The sequence below is a fragment of the Pseudohalioglobus lutimaris genome (assembly GCF_002866825.1).
Classification (GTDB): Bacteria; Pseudomonadota; Gammaproteobacteria; order Pseudomonadales; family Halieaceae; genus Halioglobus; species Halioglobus lutimaris.
Genome location: NZ_PKUS01000022.1, coordinates 68,521 through 83,067, shown reverse-complemented (window position 1 = coordinate 83,067; position 14,547 = coordinate 68,521). Strand labels below are relative to the sequence as shown.

The window sequence follows — 14,547 nt, the reverse complement described above, 5'->3', positions numbered from 1 at the left end:
TGGATAAGGAAAATGGCGTCAACAGGCCGACCCGGATTGCAACCCGGGTCGGCACAGGGCTTACAGGAAGCTACGTCCCTTGTTGGCGGCGATACGCATACGCAGGGCATTGAGCTTGATAAAGCCCTCCGCGTCCTTCTGGTCATAAGCGCCGGCATCTTCTTCAAAGGTCGCAATGCTCTCATCGAACAGGCTGTCTTCAGACTTGCGCCCTGCCACAATCACATTGCCTTTATACAGCTTCAGCCTGACCACACCATTCACCACCTGCTGTGAGTCATCGATAGCGGCCTGCAGCATTTTACGCTCGGGGCTCCACCAGTAGCCGTTGTAAACCAGTTTGGCATAACGCGGCATCAGTTCGTCCTTGAGGTGAGTCGCCTCGCGATCCAGGGTCAGCGACTCAATGGCGCGGTGCGCCTTGAGCAGAATGGTGCCGCCGGGAGTCTCATAGCAGCCGCGTGACTTCATACCCACATAACGGTTCTCGACAATATCGTCACGACCAATGCCGTTGGCACCACCGACTTTGTTCAGGGTTTCCAGCACGGTTGCCGGGCTCATGGCCTCACCGTCAATGGCGACCACGTCGCCCTTCTCAAAGGTCAGCTCAATGTAGGTCGCCTGGTCCGGCGCGGCCTCAGGGCTCACGCTCCAACGCCACATTTCTTCCTCAGGCTCCGCCCAGGGGTCCTCAAGCAGGTCTCCCTCGTAGGAAATGTGCAGCAGGTTGGCATCCATGGAATAGGGCGATTTCTTCTTCGCGTTGGCGAAGTCCACGGGGATATCGCGCTCGGCGCAATATTCCATCAGTGACTCGCGAGAATTCAGGTCCCACTCACGCCAGGGGGCGATCACCTGAATACCCGGCTTAAGGGCGTAGGCACCGAGCTCAAACCGCACCTGGTCGTTGCCCTTACCGGTGGCGCCGTGGGAGATGGCGTCAGCGCCGGTTTCATTGGCGATTTCAATCAGCCGCTTGGCGATCAGCGGGCGGGCTATGGATGTGCCCAGCAAATACTCGCCCTCGTAAACGGTGTTGGCGCGAAACATGGGAAATACGTAGTCGCGAACAAACTCCTCGCGCAGGTCATCGATATAGATTTCCTTCACGCCCATTGCTTCTGCCTTGGCTCTGGCCGGCTCCACCTCTTCACCCTGCCCGATATCCGCGGTGAAAGTCACCACTTCGCAGTTATACGTATCCTGCAACCAGCGCACGATGACCGAAGTATCGAGACCGCCGGAATAGGCCAGTACGACTTTATTCACATCTGCCATGTCTTGCTCCATTGAATCCTGCTTGAGAAGGGCGGCCATTCTACTGGAAGCGGGCGAGGAATTCACCGATCCTCGTCAACTGTAATCCATGCGCCAGACCTGACCCGCAGCGCGTTTTACGGTAGCATGCTCTTTTGTCCACCCCGCTACAGGCTCCACGTGAACGAACTGACTATCACCCGCCCCGACGACTGGCATGTGCACCTGCGCGATGGCAGCGCACTGGAACAGACCTGCGCCGATATGGCGCGCTATTTCAATCGCGTCATTGTTATGCCCAACCTGACACCACCGGTCGTTTCTGTTGCCGATGCGGCCGCTTACCGGGATCGCATTGTCGCCGCCATGTCGGGTCTGCCCCGGCAGTTCGAACCGCTTATGACCCTGTACCTGACCGATCGCACCGACGCGGCAGAGATACAACTGGCCGCAGCGTCAGAGTTTGTTCACGCGGTAAAGCTCTATCCTGCAGGTGCCACCACCAACTCCGACGCCGGTGTAGCGGAACTGGATGCTTTATTCCCGGTACTGGCAGCCATGGAGGAGGTAGACCTGCCACTGTTGATTCACGGCGAGGTCACCGATCACGAAATCGACATCTTCGACCGGGAAAAAGTCTTCATCGACCGACACCTGGCACCGATCGCGGAGCGTTTCCCCGGGCTGCGAATAGTCCTGGAGCACATCACCACACGCGATGCGGTACAATTCGTGCGCGAGGCCGACAGCCACGTGGCGGCCACGATTACGGCCCATCACCTGATGTTTAACCGTAACGACATGCTGGTTGGCGGCATCCGCCCGCACTACTACTGCCTGCCCATACTCAAGCGCAATGTGCACCAGAACGAATTGATGGAGGCGGCCACCTCGGGCAGTCCAAAGTTTTTCCTGGGCACCGACTCTGCACCGCACGCGACCGGGCGTAAGGAAGCCGACTGCGGCTGCGCTGGCATCTACACCGGTCACGCCGCCATCGAGTTTTATGCAGAGGTATTCGAGCAACTGGGAGCACTGGATAAGCTGGAGGGCTTTGCCTCACACTTTGGCGCCGACTTTTACCGCCTCCCGCGCAACAGCGACAGCATTACCCTGCGCAGGGAGAGCTGGACGGTACCGCAACAGCTGCCCCTTGGAGAGGACTACCTCACCCCGCTGGCCGCTGGCGAGTCCATAGCCTGGCGAGTGGCCAACTGAGGTGGCCGAGTCGATGCAGGACAACCCTCACCAGATCAGTGATCGCTTCCGCGGGTTCCTGCCTGTGGTCATCGACGTGGAAACGGGAGGATTCAACGCCGCCACCGACGCCGTTCTGGAGATAGCTGCCAGCCTGGTACGCATGGACGCAGATGGCATGCTATCGGTGCATCGCACGCTGGATTTTCACGTCAAACCCTTCGAGGGGGCCAACATCGAGCAAGCGGCCCTGGACTTTACCGGCATAAACCCCTGGCACCCTTTCCGCGAGGCCGTTAACGAGGAAGACGCCCTCACAGACCTGTTCCGCGCGGTACGCAAGGAAATTCGCGAACAGGGTTGCAGCCGCGCAATCCTGGTCGGACACAATGCCCACTTCGATGCGGGGTTCATCAATTCAGCAGTGGAGCGCTGCGAAATCAAGCGCAATCCCTTCCACCCGTTTTCCTTCTTTGATACCGCAACGCTGTCCGGGCTGGCCTACGGTCAAACGGTACTGGCCAAGGCCTGCGCGGAAGCGGGGATCGCCTTCAATAACGACGAGGCACACAGTGCGGCGTACGACGCCGAACGCACCGCGGAACTATTCTGCGAGATCGTCAACCGCTGGAAGGAATCCGGAGGCTGGATGCCAAGCTTCGACTAGTCCTCGCCGCTGATCTGGTTGAGGATAAGATCCAGTTCGCCCATCAATTCCTCGATGTCATCCAGGCCCAATAGCTCGTACTTGATGTACTCGTCCAGCGGCAGCAACTGGGTCAGCGTCCAGCCGACCTGCCAGGCATCCTGATAATCAACCTGCAACTGCATACCCTGTACGTGAGGGTGGGTCTCCAGACTCTGCAACACATCGCTCATCGACTGCCACTGGGGCAACATCCCGGCGGCGACAGGTTGATCACGATACTCCACCTGCCCCAGCACCAGGCCATTGCCCTGCACTTCCGTCTCGAACAGGTCAAAGCGGCCCTCGCCCTGAATGGTAATCCCCAGCAAGCCATTCGGTAACTGGTCCCAGTCGACAATACGCGCCAGGGTTCCCCAATCACCCAACTCGGGCGCCGCGCGGCCCTTCTGGGGTACCTCGGCACCACGGCGAATCCACACATTACCGAAAGGCTGGTTGCTCTTCATGCTGCTGCGCACCAGGTCCAGGTAGCGTTGCTCAAAGATCTGCAAGGGCATGCGACCATAGGGTAGCAACACACCGGAGAGCGGAAACAGGGGAATCGTCTCCATTATTCTATTCCGGTTGCGGGGTTACTGAACACTTCCAGCTCACTGATATTTCTCAGCGCCTGTTCGCGGTTGTCTCCACAGATTGCCGGCTCCGCCCGGAAGGCTGCACACAGCGCGGGTCGGCGGGGGTCCCCAAACAACTGGCAACCCATGTCGCGGTCGAGGTGCACGCAGGCAATGCCCGCAGGCTTGCCCTGCGGCATACCGTAAAAAGCCTGATGAATAGACGGCGCTATGCAACACGCACCGCAGGATGCCCGGCAGTGCATATCAGTCGGCCTCTGGCCCCAATGGCTTGAATATGATGATGAGTTGCGGCAGTAACAACAAGGCACCCAATACGGCAGCCACCATGGCCAGCACCGTTAGCAGGCCAAAATAGATACTCGGATTGAAATTGGACAGCGTAAGCGTGCAGAAACCCACCACGATAGTCAGCGTGGTGTAATACATCGCACGGCCGATACTACTGTGACAGCGGTACATGGCGGCGCGGTAATCCCGGTCTTTAGGGAATTCACGCAGGTAGCGATGCACGTAGTGAATACAGTCATCCACACCGATACCGACCACAATCGCAGCGATAGTAATAGTCATGATATCCAGGGGAATTCCCACCAGGCCCATCACGCCAAGCACCAGCCCGGCGGCCAGAATATTCGGTGCCAGGGCGATGAAGGCCAAAGACAGGGAACGGAAAAGAATCAGGAACATCACCAGAATCGCCAGGAACACCGCACCCAGCGTGAGAATCTGTGATTTGAACAGGCTTTGCAGCACGTTGTTGTACAGCACCAGCATGCCCGTGAACTGCACCCGCTCTTCAGCAAGCCCCATCTCCTCTACCAGGTGGCTGCGCAGGTCTGACAAAAACTGATTCCGGCGCAGGTTGCGGCTGGTCTCCTTCACCCGCACGTTAATGCGCGCCTCTCCGTTTTCCAGGGAGAAATAAGGATCCACCATCATGCCCTTGATGCTCTCGGGAAGGCTTTTTTGCACCAGCGCCAGCTCAACGCTGCCAATGTCCTCGCCCATCAGCTTCTTGACCACAGCGAAAACAGTGGACAGCGACAGGACTTTACCCGCTTGTGGCAATGAGTCCACGTGGGCATGCACGGCATCCAACTCGCGCATACCCGCAAGGCTGAACCAGTAGCTGGGCTTGAAATCTTCCTCACCGGACGCGCTGAAGCCGCCAAAGCCCGAGTCGAAGTCATCGCCCCACTCCTCGTCGGAGAAGCCGTCGTCGGAGAAGCCGTCATCGGCAAACTCATCGTCTGCAAGCGAGTCATCGCCGGGCAAAGGCTGAGGGGACGAGGCCACGGACTCCAGCCCCGGCAATGGCGCATCCTCGTCCGGAGCGCTGATCACGATATCCAGGGGAATCGTGCCGCCCAGTTTGGAGTCCAGCAACTCCATGCCCTGGTAGATTTCAGTGGACTCGTGGAAATAGTCGATAAAGCGGTTTTCCACCTGAAGTCTGCTGACACCAAACAGGATGAGCATGATCGCGACCAGAGTGACGGCAATAATCGTGCCCCCACGGCGATCTGTTATACGGGCAAACCACGCTGTCAGTGTAGGATCAGCGCCACTATGGCGGTGCGACCGCCCCTCGGGCCAGACCAGCATCAGACAGGGTACAAGCACAAAGGAGAACAGCAGCGCGACACCGATGCCTACCGTCATCATCCAGCCGAAATCAATGACCGGCTGAATTCCCGACACCACCAGCGACATAAAGGCCACGATGGTCGTGATACCGGTATAGAAACAGGGCACCGCCATCAATTGCACCGTCTGCGATACACGCTCGTACAGGTCGCCATCCTCGTCCAGGGCGTGCAGCTCCCGGTAGCGAACAATAAGGTGAATACAAATCGCCAGGGTGATGATCAGCAACACAGCGACAAAATTCGAAGAGATTACGGTCATGCGCCAGTCCAGCGCTCCCAGTAGCCCCAGCATCACCAAGACCGTGGCACTGCAAGTCACCAGTGGAATCACCACCCAGCGCAGGCGCCGGAAAATGATCGCCAGGATCACCATCATCACCCCGAGAATAGCGCTGCCGAAAGTCACCAGGTCACTGCGCACAAAGCCCACCATATCCGCCGCGATCATCGGTACCCCGCCGACAAACAACTTGGCATGCTGCTGGTATGCGGCGGCTATTTCACGAACCTCACTCACCAGTTTACTCTGGCTTTCCAGCATGACTGAAGTGTGGCTTTTAAACGCCTGCTCCACACGCTGCAGTCGCGCGGACTCCTCAGCGTCCAGGCCTTCCTGCTTGCGCTTGATACGCAAATCCTCACGCTGCGACAGCAGGTCAAAATAGACCTCATCGCGATCCAGGTTGATTTGTACGGCGGTAACGGACCCGTCGCGACCAGCGAGAAGGTCGGCGTAGATGGGGCTGGTGGTAAATTCCTGCAGAGCCAGTGTCCGGTCAATGCCGGGCTGCGCCAGGCTGGGCAATGCCTCGCCCGAGGTAATATCGGACAGGCTGAGAGGGGGACTCTCCAGTAAGGGCACATCCCAAACGGTAACGACCGACGAGACGCCTCCCAACTGGCGTAATTCATCCGCCATGGCCTTGAGCGGCTCAAGAGATGCATCACCCAGCAGTTCTCCCGCGGGCTGCCAGGTGATCAACAGGAAATCTTCCGAAGCGTAACGACTGCTCACTTCACGGAACACATCCAGCGCCGGGTCTCCCTGCAGCATCAGCGAGTCAGCCGAGGCATCCAGTTTGATTTTATCGAGTTGCGTGGCAAACGCGGCAACCACCAGCGTGGCCAGGAACAGGGAGAACCAGGGTGCCTTGAGCACCAGGCGCTGATACAGGGGCAAAAGCGCACTACTCATTGACTGTCTCCAGGGCGCACAGCATTTTGTCGTGAATACCGCCAAAACCGCCGTTACTCATAATCACCACCTGGTCCCCCGCGCCGAGCTCACTTTTAACGGCGGCGACGAGACCGTCGATATCGCTGATCACCCTGGCAGGCACCGGGCTTGCCGCGGCGACGTCTTCCAGGGACCAGTCCATGTTCGGCGGCTGGAACCAGTAAACCTGGTCGGCGCTTTCACAGGAGGCCGCCAGTTGATCGCGGTGCTGCCCCTGGCGCATGGTATTGGAGCGCGGCTCGATAAGGGCGAAGAGGCGACCCTTGCCAGCCCGCGCGCGCAGACCCTGCAGGGTGGCCGCAATAGCGGTTGGATGATGAGCGAAGTCGTCATATACCGATACGCCGTTCACCGTACCCAGCAATTCAAGGCGCCGCTTCACTCCGCCAAAACAGGCGAGCGCTTCAGCAGCGACCTGTGGCAACACACCAACATGTCTTGCCGCCGCCATGGCCGCAATGGCATTGGCCACATTATGTCCACCGCAATGCCGCCAGCGCACGGTAACCGGTGCGTCGTCGCCAGGGGTCACTGCGAATGCGGAGCCGTCGGCTTCCAACAACCGTGCCGACCAATCCGCGGGCAGGTCAATGCCGGTGGTCGCACAGGGGGTCCAACACCCCTGGGCCAGGGTGGCGTCGATCTCAGGCACCGACGTCGGGTGCACGACAAGGCCCTCCGCGGGGACTGTGCGGATCACGTGGTGAAACTGACGCTGTATCGCAGCGATATCGGGAAAAATATCTGCATGATCATATTCGAGGTTGTTGATAATCAGTGTGCGCGGGCGGTAGTGGAGGAACTTGGAGCGCTTGTCGAAAAAAGCCGTGTCATATTCATCCGCTTCCACCACGAAGAAGTCAGTATTGCCGATGCGCGCAGACAACCCGAAGTCTGCCGGCACACCACCAATGAGAAACCCCGGCGCCATGCCCGCGTATTCGAGAATCCAGGCAAGCATGGAGCTGGTGGTGGTCTTGCCGTGCGTACCGGATGCGGCCAGCACCCACTTGCCGGCGAGCACATTCTCGGCCAGCCACTGCGGTCCAGAGGTATAGTTGAGTCCGGCATTGAGCATGTATTCTACCGCCGGATTACCGCGACTCATGGCATTACCCACTACCACGCAGTCCGGGGCCGGCTGCAAATGCTCGGCTGCATAGCCCTCCATCAGGTCAATACCTGCAGACTGCAGCTGGTCGCTCATCGGCGGGTACACGTTGGCGTCAGAACCCGTCACCTTAAAGCCCAGTTCCCTGGCGAGCAGGGCAATGCCGCCCATAAAGGTCCCGCAGACCCCAAGGATATGAATATGGCCTTTCAAAAATCGTCTCCTCAAATCAGCCGCCAATGGTATCACGGCCGTCTATCGCTACCAGCGTTGATCGGTATCATTTCCAGACCTTAGAATCCCACCGAAAATTACCGTATGATTCGCCTCCACGGACCTTAACCGGGCACCGCATACCTTCGCCAAACGGGAAACCAACTGCCAATGTCAAAGAAGAATGCCTTTTATGCACAGTCGGGCGGCGTGACCGCTGTCATCAATGCATCCGCCTGCGGTGTGATCGAAACTGCCCGCAAGCACAAATCGGTAATCGGCAAGGTTTACGCCGGTCGCAACGGCATTATCGGGGCGCTGCGCGAGGAATTGATAGACACCAGCAAAGAAAGCCGCAGCGCGATTCACGGGCTGCTGACCACACCCTCCGGCGCCTTCGGCTCATGCCGTCATAAAATGAAGAGCATCGAGGAAAACCGCGCCGAGTATGAGCGCTTGATCGAGGTCTTCAAGGCGCACAACATCGGCTACTTTTTCTATAACGGCGGCGGTGACTCGGCGGACACCTGCCTCAAGGTGTCGCAGCTCAGCGAATCAATGGGCTACCCGATACAGGCTATCCACGTGCCCAAGACCATTGACAACGACCTGCCTTTCACTGACAACAGCCCCGGCTTTGGCTCGGTAGCCAAGTACGTGGCCATTTCAACCCGCGAGGCGGCCCTTGATGTTGCCTCCATGTGCGAAACCTCCACCAAGGTTTTTATTCTCGAGGTGATGGGCCGCCACGCCGGATGGATTGCCGCGGCCGGTGGCCTGGCCGCGCAGGAAGATGGCGACGCGCCGCACATCATCCTGTTCCCGGAAATTGCTTTCAACCGGGAGAAATTTATCGCCAGGGTCAAGCGCACGGTGAAAAAGCAGGGTTACTGCGTCATCGTCGCCTCCGAGGGCACGCAACATAAGGATGGTACCTTCCTCGCCGAATCGGGCCTGAAAGACGCCTTCGGCCACAGCCAGCTGGGGGGGCTCGCGCCGACCCTGGCACAGATGGTGAAGGACGAGCTGGGCCACAAGTATCACTGGGCTGTTGCCGACTACCTGCAGCGCTCGGCGCGCCACATCGCCTCGCAAACGGACGTGGACCAGGCTTTTGCCCTCGGCGAGGCGGCGGTGGAAATGGCTGTCCAGGGCAAGAACTCCGTCATGCCGTGCATTGTGCGCGGCAAGGGCAAGCGCTACAGCTGGAGCATCGGCGAGGCACCTCTGGATCAGGTGGCCAACGTGGAAAAGATGATGCCGCGAAACTTCATTACCCGCGATGGCTTTAATATCACGGATGCTGCGCGTGAGTACCTGCAACCGCTGATCCAGGGTGAGGCCTATCCCCCTTACAAGAACGGCATGCCGCAGTATGTGAAGCTTAAAAATCAACTGGTGCCGAAAAAGCTCAAGAAATCATTCAAGGTCTGACGGCGATTCTCTAGCCGGGCGCCGCTCGATTCAGAGTAGGCGCCCGGCAGGTGCGCCAGGCCCCTGTAGCCGACGCCACGGTTTTAATAGTAAGCCCACCCGAGACCTCCATCACGATTTCGACCTTGGTGGGAAGATTCCACCGATCAATCCCTGTACAATGCGCGCCTCCATAGTGAAGCAACCCATTAGAGAGGATCGAGTATGTACAGTAATCGCGACTTCAATCGCTGGCGCCGGCATCCCTGGCACGGACTCCACATCAAAGCCGATGAGGCAGCCGAGGACATTTACCAGGTTTATATCGAGATGACCCCCGACGACGTGGTCAAGTATGAGCTGGACAAGTCTTCAGGCTTCCTGATGGTTGACCGCCCGCAGCGCACCACCTCCAGCCCCCCGGCGCTGTACGGTTTCCTGCCACGCACTTACTGTGCGGAAGAAGTGGCCAAGCTTTGCCCCGATGTGGACGTAGCTGATGGCGATCCGCTGGACATCTGCGTATTTTCCGAAAGACACATTACTCGCGCTGACATTGTACTCAAGGCACGCGTTGTGGGCGGCATCCAGATGATCGACGGCGACGAGGCCGACGACAAAATCATCGCGGTACTTGAAGGCGACAATATCTGGGGCAATGTACACGATATTGCCGACCTGCCGAACATCAAGACCGAGCGTCTGCAGCATTACTTCTCAACCTACAAGCTGGTACCGGGTAAGGAAGTGAACATCAAGGTGGATCACGTCTACGGTCGCGACGAGGCGTTGCGCGTTATCGCCGCAGCCGAGAAAGACTACTGGAATCACTACGGCCACCTGCATGAGCAGGCCAGGGCAGCTGAGGCTGAGTAACCCCTTTTTCCCGGCGCAGCCGCGCCGGGATCTTCCCCCTACCCGGTAGCCCGGGGGCACCACCCCTCTGCAACACGCACATAGCGCGCGAGAATCTCGTCAACGCTGGCGGCAATCACCTGGCCCAGGGCCAGGCTATCTCCCCACAGCTCAAGAAGATCATTTGCAGTCACGCGACCGTCACAGGGGGCGGACAGGGGTGCATAACTTAAATGCCAGCGCTCCGGCGCCACACCACCCAGATCCTGACCATAGGGACGATAGAAACCACAGCTATCGTCAGCTGCCATACGCGCATCCAGCCAGTCATGTAGCGCACAGAATGGGCCACCTGCGGTCACCTCGTCAGGCGTCAGCTGGAGACGATAGTCCTCAGGCACTGCCCCGGCATCGAAGACATCGAGGTCGGTGCCCCAATGGTGGCGAGATGTGCCCGGCAGCGCCGAGAAACGCAGGATCGCTGCAAGTTTGTCAGCATCGGTTAGCGCCTGCAGATTCACCGCTGCACCCGCGTCATCGTGAACCGGCCTCTCACCGCGAGCCTTACCATTGAAGATGGCGAGCTGGCGCTGGTAAGAGCGATAACTACTGGCAATAGCAAGCTCGAAACCCGCCAGGCGCGCTTGTGCCTGCAGGCGAAGAAAAGCCTCTGCCGCCTGTGGCTGCAGATGATGGTCGCCCGTTACTGCGACAAGGTGAGAAGCATCCTGCCCGGTCAGCTGCTCTATGGTGAGATCAGGCATTATTGCCGGGCTCCGGCGCATCGACACTGAACGGCAGCGGCCGCGCCAGCACGACTTCCTCTAATGAGATATCAGCACCCCAGGCCAGCACTTCCACACCCTGGCGGGTGACCTCTGCCAGGGTATCGCGATAGCGCGGATCTATCTCTGCCGCTGCACTGACGCGTTGCACACCCTCATGGAAGGAGCAGTAGAACATCAGCGCCCGGGTCTGTTCATCGCGAATGGCCGCCAGCTCCAGCAAATGCCTGCGGCCTCGATCACTGACCGCATCGGGAAACAGGCCCTGGCCGTTCTCAGTGCACAGTGTCACGCACTTCACTTCAACAAACACGCGCCCGGCGGGCCCTTCCAGAAGCAGGTCTGCGCGGCTGTTTTCACCGTACTTTACTTCACTGCGAATCTCTGGATAGTCTTCAAACCCCGGGATAAGTCCTGCTTCGAACGCGCTGCGAACGACTTTGTTGGCGCGGGCAGAGTGAATACAAGCCATGCCATTGGCGGTCTCCACCAGCTCCCAGGTATGCGGGTACTTGCGCGTCTTTGACGTGGAAACGGACAACCATACCCGTGCGCCGGGGTCGGCGCAGCCCGTCATTGCACCCGTATTGGGGCAGTGGACAGTGATCTGCCGGCCGTCAGCCAACTCCACGTCGGCGAGGAAACGCTTGTACCGCCTGATCAGGCGCCCCGCTATCAAATCGCTCATGTGCGCAATACGCCGGCAAGACGGTCCACCGCCACTTCCAGCCGATCCATCGAGGTGGTGAACGAAAACCGCACCGTTTCATTCGCCCGGTGGTGGCCAAAGTCCACACCCGGGGTGAGCGCAACGCCATGTTCTTCAAGCAGGCGCAGGCAAAATGCCTGACTGTCGTCGGTGAAGCGGCTGGCATCGGCGTAAATATAGAAGGCACCCTGCGGCTCACAGTGCACAGTAAACCCCAGCTCCCTCACCGCCGGCAGCAGGAAATCGCGGCGCTGGCGAAACACCTCCCGGCGCTCATCGAGAATCTCGCGAGTCCGCGGCTCAAAACCGGCTAAAGCTGCGTACTGCGCCACAGTGGACATGGAAATGAACAGGTTCTGCGCCAGTTTCTCCATCTCGGCAACGGCCTCTTCCGGCGCGACCAGCCAGCCCAGCCTCCATCCAGTCATGCCGAAATACTTGGAAAAGCTGTTGATCACAAAAGCGTCCGGGTCAATCTCCAGGACCGAAGGCGTGTCTGTGCCGTAACTGAGGCCGTGGTAGATTTCGTCGACCACCAGAAACCCGTTGCGCGACCTGACCGCGCGGGACAATCCGCAAAGCTCATCCCTGGACAGTACCGTACCGGTCGGGTTGGCAGGCGATGCTGCCAACACACCAATCGTATTGTCGCGCCAGTGCTGCGATACCAGTGCTTCGGTGAGCTGGTAGTGGGTATCCGCAGCCACGGGCACCAACTGCCCCTCCCCTTCAACCAGCCGCAGGAAATGCCGGTTACAGGGGTAGCCGGGGTCGGTCATCAACATGCCAGCGCCGGGATCGGCCAGCAGCGCGGAGATCAGCAACAGGGCCCCGGATGCTCCGGGTGTGATCATAATTCGCGACGGCGCTATATCCAGGCCGTATTCGGTGGCGTAGAAGCTGGACAGCGCCTCACGCAGTGCGGGGATGCCGGCTGCGCCGGAGTAATAGGTTTCACCGCGACCCAACGAGGCCTGACCCGCGGCAATGATGGGTGCCGCCGTGGCGAAGTCAGGCTCGCCCGCCGCAAGATGGACAATGTCCCGACCCGCCGCCTCCAGTGCAACGGCACGTTGCAATACCTCAACCACATGAAAGGGCTGGATTTCCTCTACCCGCCGGGCGAATCGCTTTTGCTGCTGACCGACTGCCATGTTGAATCTACTCAAAGGTGTGAAGCCACCATTCTAACAACTGCCAGTCGAAGGAGAGAAGTCGGCTTAAAAGGGTGGCATCGCGGGAATGAATCTGGTAGTTTCTCCGCCCTTGGTCGCAGGCCACTTTTGCCTCCTGCCATGAAACTGTGAGTATTGTGTCGTTTGTTTTACCGTATGGAACCAAACCATGCCTAGAGCAGCAAAAAAGCCAGCCAATAAAGCAGCTACTGAATTCAAGAACTTTGAGCCCTATAAACCCAAGCGGGGCGAAGAGTACATGAATGAGAAGCAGCGAGAGCATTTCAAATCCATTCTGCGAAACTGGAAGTCTGAGTTGATGCAGGAAGTGGACCGCACCGTCAGTCATATGAAAGACGAGGCAGCGAACTTCCCTGATCCCGCGGACCGTGCCACGCAGGAGGAAGAGTTCAGCCTCGAGCTGCGCACGCGTGATCGCGAGCGCAAGCTGATCAAGAAGATTGACTCCACCATGGAGCGCATCGAGCAGGATGACTACGGCTTCTGCGATGCCTGTGGTGTGGAGATCGGCATCAAACGCCTGGAAGCCCGCCCCACTGCGAACCTTTGCATCGACTGCAAAACACTCGATGAAATCAAAGAACGCCAGGAGATGGGCTAGCAACTGCCAGGGCCGCCGGGTATCCACTCGCCGGCCAGGCGCTCTGCAGCAGACAGGGTTTCTGTTCCCTGCCCCGCCTAGCGCCTCGTCCTACTTAGTAACATGCTCAGCCCCCCCTCTGATCGCAACCAAAGCAGACACGCATGGACGTTGATGCCGCCTACCGCGGCCGCTTCGCCCCCTCCCCTACCGGTGCCCTGCACCTGGGCTCATTAATTGCTGCGCTGGCCGGTTATCTTGATGCGCGCGCCAACCGTGGTCAGTGGCTGCTGCGCATGGAAGACCTGGACCCACCCCGTGAAGAACCGGGTGCGGCGGACCGCATACTGTCCAGCCTGCTGGAGCACGGTCTGCACTGGGATGAAGCCGTTTTGTGGCAGAGCAGCCGCGCGCAAGCGTATCAGCAGGCGCTGGATAAACTTGCGGCGCAGCGTCGGCTGTTTCGTTGCGACTGCACCCGGGCCATGCTCGGCCCCGGAGGCGCCTGCGCAGGACGCTGCCTGCCCCGGCAGGATGACATTACCGAACCCTGCGCGTTGCGCGTACAGGTACCCGCTGATTGCCGCATCACGTTCATTGACGGCATTCAGGGCAAGCAGTCCGAGGCACTGGGCCAGTCCCTGCCTGACTTTGTCCTGCGGCGAAAGGATGGCCTGTATGCCTACCAACTGGCGGTCGTCGTCGATGACGCCTTCCAGCAGGTGAACCATATCTGGCGCGGCTCCGACCTGCTTGATTCGACGTGCAGGCAACTATACCTGCAGCAGCTGCTGGAGCTCGAGCGGCCCCGCTATAGTCATCATCCAGTGATTGCCAACGCACAGGGGCAGAAACTCAGCAAGCAAAACCACGCTCCGGCCCTGCGTAAATGCGACGCGCCGGAAAACCTGCGCCAGGCGCTGGCATTCCTGCAACAACCGCCGCCACCGGGGAAGTTAACGGATTGCTCACAAATTCTGGGGCATGCGGCAGAAAACTGGTCCGCCACTGCCATACCACGACAGATGAGCATCATCGCGACCCAACCCTGACCC

At 59.1% G+C, this 14,547-nt stretch carries 14 protein-coding genes; 6 read left to right on the top strand and 8 right to left on the bottom strand.

The window, feature by feature from the left end; genetic code table 11:
* Positions 1-60 precede the first annotated feature (60 nt).
* Positions 61-1,281, bottom strand: coding sequence for an argininosuccinate synthase (locus C0039_RS14940; RefSeq protein ID WP_076002097.1), 1,221 nt, complete (start codon positions 1,279-1,281; stop codon positions 61-63).
* 159 nt (positions 1,282-1,440) lie between these two features.
* Here C0039_RS14940 and pyrC point away from each other — a divergent pair, with 159 nt between their 5' ends.
* Together pyrC and rnt are read left to right on the top strand one after the other, a co-directional pair.
* Complete coding sequence (pyrC, locus tag C0039_RS14935) at positions 1,441-2,478, top strand: dihydroorotase (RefSeq protein WP_198171778.1); 1,038 nt, start codon at positions 1,441-1,443, stop codon at positions 2,476-2,478.
* A 13-nt stretch (positions 2,479-2,491) separates the two neighbouring features.
* Positions 2,492-3,124 carry a ribonuclease T gene (gene rnt / locus C0039_RS14930; protein WP_076002098.1) on the top strand — a complete coding sequence of 211 codons (633 nt, stop codon included), beginning with the start codon at positions 2,492-2,494 and terminating at the stop codon, positions 3,122-3,124.
* On the opposite strand, the gene C0039_RS14925 is transcribed toward rnt, so the two are convergent.
* From C0039_RS14925 to mpl, 4 genes are read right to left on the bottom strand one after another with little or no spacing between them, the layout of a single operon-like run.
* On the bottom strand, positions 3,121-3,717 hold the full coding sequence (locus tag C0039_RS14925; RefSeq protein WP_101518500.1) for an LON peptidase substrate-binding domain-containing protein: 597 nt from the start codon (positions 3,715-3,717) through the stop codon (positions 3,121-3,123). The two genes, rnt and C0039_RS14925, sit on opposite strands and share 4 nt — an antisense overlap.
* Positions 3,717-3,986 carry a YkgJ family cysteine cluster protein gene (locus tag C0039_RS14920; protein WP_075999001.1) on the bottom strand — a complete coding sequence of 90 codons (270 nt, stop codon included), beginning with the start codon at positions 3,984-3,986 and terminating at the stop codon, positions 3,717-3,719. Before C0039_RS14920 ends, C0039_RS14925 begins: the two co-directional genes overlap by 1 nt.
* A 1-nt stretch (position 3,987) precedes the next feature.
* Positions 3,988-6,588, bottom strand: a complete 2,601-nt coding sequence (locus tag C0039_RS14915) for an efflux RND transporter permease subunit (protein ID WP_101518499.1) — start codon at positions 6,586-6,588, stop codon at positions 3,988-3,990.
* The gene (gene mpl / locus C0039_RS14910) at positions 6,581-7,954 is read right to left on the bottom strand and encodes a UDP-N-acetylmuramate:L-alanyl-gamma-D-glutamyl-meso-diaminopimelate ligase (protein WP_101518498.1); all 1,374 of its coding nucleotides are present in this window, start codon (positions 7,952-7,954) and stop codon (positions 6,581-6,583) included. Before mpl ends, C0039_RS14915 begins: the two co-directional genes overlap by 8 nt.
* Positions 7,955-8,125: 171 nt before the next feature.
* Between mpl and C0039_RS14905 the strand changes: the two genes are divergently transcribed.
* On the top strand, positions 8,126-9,388 hold the full coding sequence (locus C0039_RS14905) for a 6-phosphofructokinase (RefSeq protein ID WP_101518497.1): 1,263 nt from the start codon (positions 8,126-8,128) through the stop codon (positions 9,386-9,388).
* A 204-nt stretch (positions 9,389-9,592) separates the two neighbouring features.
* Positions 9,593-10,243 carry an inorganic pyrophosphatase gene (locus C0039_RS14900; RefSeq protein ID WP_075999005.1) on the top strand — a complete coding sequence of 217 codons (651 nt, stop codon included), beginning with the start codon at positions 9,593-9,595 and terminating at the stop codon, positions 10,241-10,243.
* Positions 10,244-10,281: 38 nt separating this feature from the next.
* Here C0039_RS14900 and C0039_RS14895 read toward each other — a convergent pair whose 3' ends face one another.
* The 3 genes from C0039_RS14895 to C0039_RS14885 are packed head-to-tail and all read right to left on the bottom strand — an operon-like array spanning position 10,282 to position 12,870.
* Positions 10,282-10,986 carry a M15 family metallopeptidase gene (locus tag C0039_RS14895; protein ID WP_101518496.1) on the bottom strand — a complete coding sequence of 235 codons (705 nt, stop codon included), beginning with the start codon at positions 10,984-10,986 and terminating at the stop codon, positions 10,282-10,284.
* Positions 10,979-11,695 (bottom strand): DNA/RNA nuclease SfsA, encoded by a 717-nt coding sequence (sfsA, locus tag C0039_RS14890; protein WP_101518495.1) that lies wholly within the window; start codon positions 11,693-11,695, stop codon positions 10,979-10,981. The genes C0039_RS14895 and sfsA overlap by 8 nt, the downstream gene beginning before the upstream one ends.
* Complete coding sequence (locus tag C0039_RS14885; protein WP_101518494.1) at positions 11,692-12,870, bottom strand: pyridoxal phosphate-dependent aminotransferase; 1,179 nt, start codon at positions 12,868-12,870, stop codon at positions 11,692-11,694. Before C0039_RS14885 ends, sfsA begins: the two co-directional genes overlap by 4 nt.
* 190 nt (positions 12,871-13,060) lie before the next feature.
* On the opposite strand from C0039_RS14885, the gene dksA reads away from it, so the two are divergent.
* Entirely contained in the window at positions 13,061-13,513 is a 453-nt protein-coding gene (gene dksA, locus C0039_RS14880; RefSeq protein WP_075999009.1) for an RNA polymerase-binding protein DksA, read from the top strand.
* Positions 13,514-13,656: 143 nt separating this feature from the next.
* Complete coding sequence (gene gluQRS, locus C0039_RS14875) at positions 13,657-14,544, top strand: tRNA glutamyl-Q(34) synthetase GluQRS (protein ID WP_075999010.1); 888 nt, start codon at positions 13,657-13,659, stop codon at positions 14,542-14,544.
* Positions 14,545-14,547 lie beyond the last annotated feature (3 nt).

Excerpts from the sequence above, each read along its gene's own strand:
- dksA (WP_075999009.1), top strand. The coding sequence starts at position 13,061 with ATGCCTAGAGCAGCAAAAAAGCCAGCCAATAAAGCAGCTACTGAATTC.
- C0039_RS14940 (WP_076002097.1), bottom strand. The coding sequence starts at position 1,281 with ATGGCAGATGTGAATAAAGTCGTACTGGCCTATTCCGGCGGTCTCGAT.
- C0039_RS14895 (WP_101518496.1), bottom strand. The coding sequence starts at position 10,986 with ATGCCTGATCTCACCATAGAGCAGCTGACCGGGCAGGATGCTTCTCAC.
- gluQRS (WP_075999010.1), top strand. The coding sequence starts at position 13,657 with ATGGACGTTGATGCCGCCTACCGCGGCCGCTTCGCCCCCTCCCCTACC.
- C0039_RS14925 (WP_101518500.1), bottom strand. The coding sequence starts at position 3,717 with ATGGAGACGATTCCCCTGTTTCCGCTCTCCGGTGTGTTGCTACCCTAT.
- C0039_RS14915 (WP_101518499.1), bottom strand. The coding sequence starts at position 6,588 with ATGAGTAGTGCGCTTTTGCCCCTGTATCAGCGCCTGGTGCTCAAGGCA.
- C0039_RS14885 (WP_101518494.1), bottom strand. The coding sequence starts at position 12,870 with ATGGCAGTCGGTCAGCAGCAAAAGCGATTCGCCCGGCGGGTAGAGGAA.
- C0039_RS14900 (WP_075999005.1), top strand. The coding sequence starts at position 9,593 with ATGTACAGTAATCGCGACTTCAATCGCTGGCGCCGGCATCCCTGGCAC.
- C0039_RS14905 (WP_101518497.1), top strand. The coding sequence starts at position 8,126 with ATGTCAAAGAAGAATGCCTTTTATGCACAGTCGGGCGGCGTGACCGCT.
- sfsA (WP_101518495.1), bottom strand. The coding sequence starts at position 11,695 with ATGAGCGATTTGATAGCGGGGCGCCTGATCAGGCGGTACAAGCGTTTC.
- C0039_RS14920 (WP_075999001.1), bottom strand. The coding sequence starts at position 3,986 with ATGCACTGCCGGGCATCCTGCGGTGCGTGTTGCATAGCGCCGTCTATT.
- rnt (WP_076002098.1), top strand. The coding sequence starts at position 2,492 with ATGCAGGACAACCCTCACCAGATCAGTGATCGCTTCCGCGGGTTCCTG.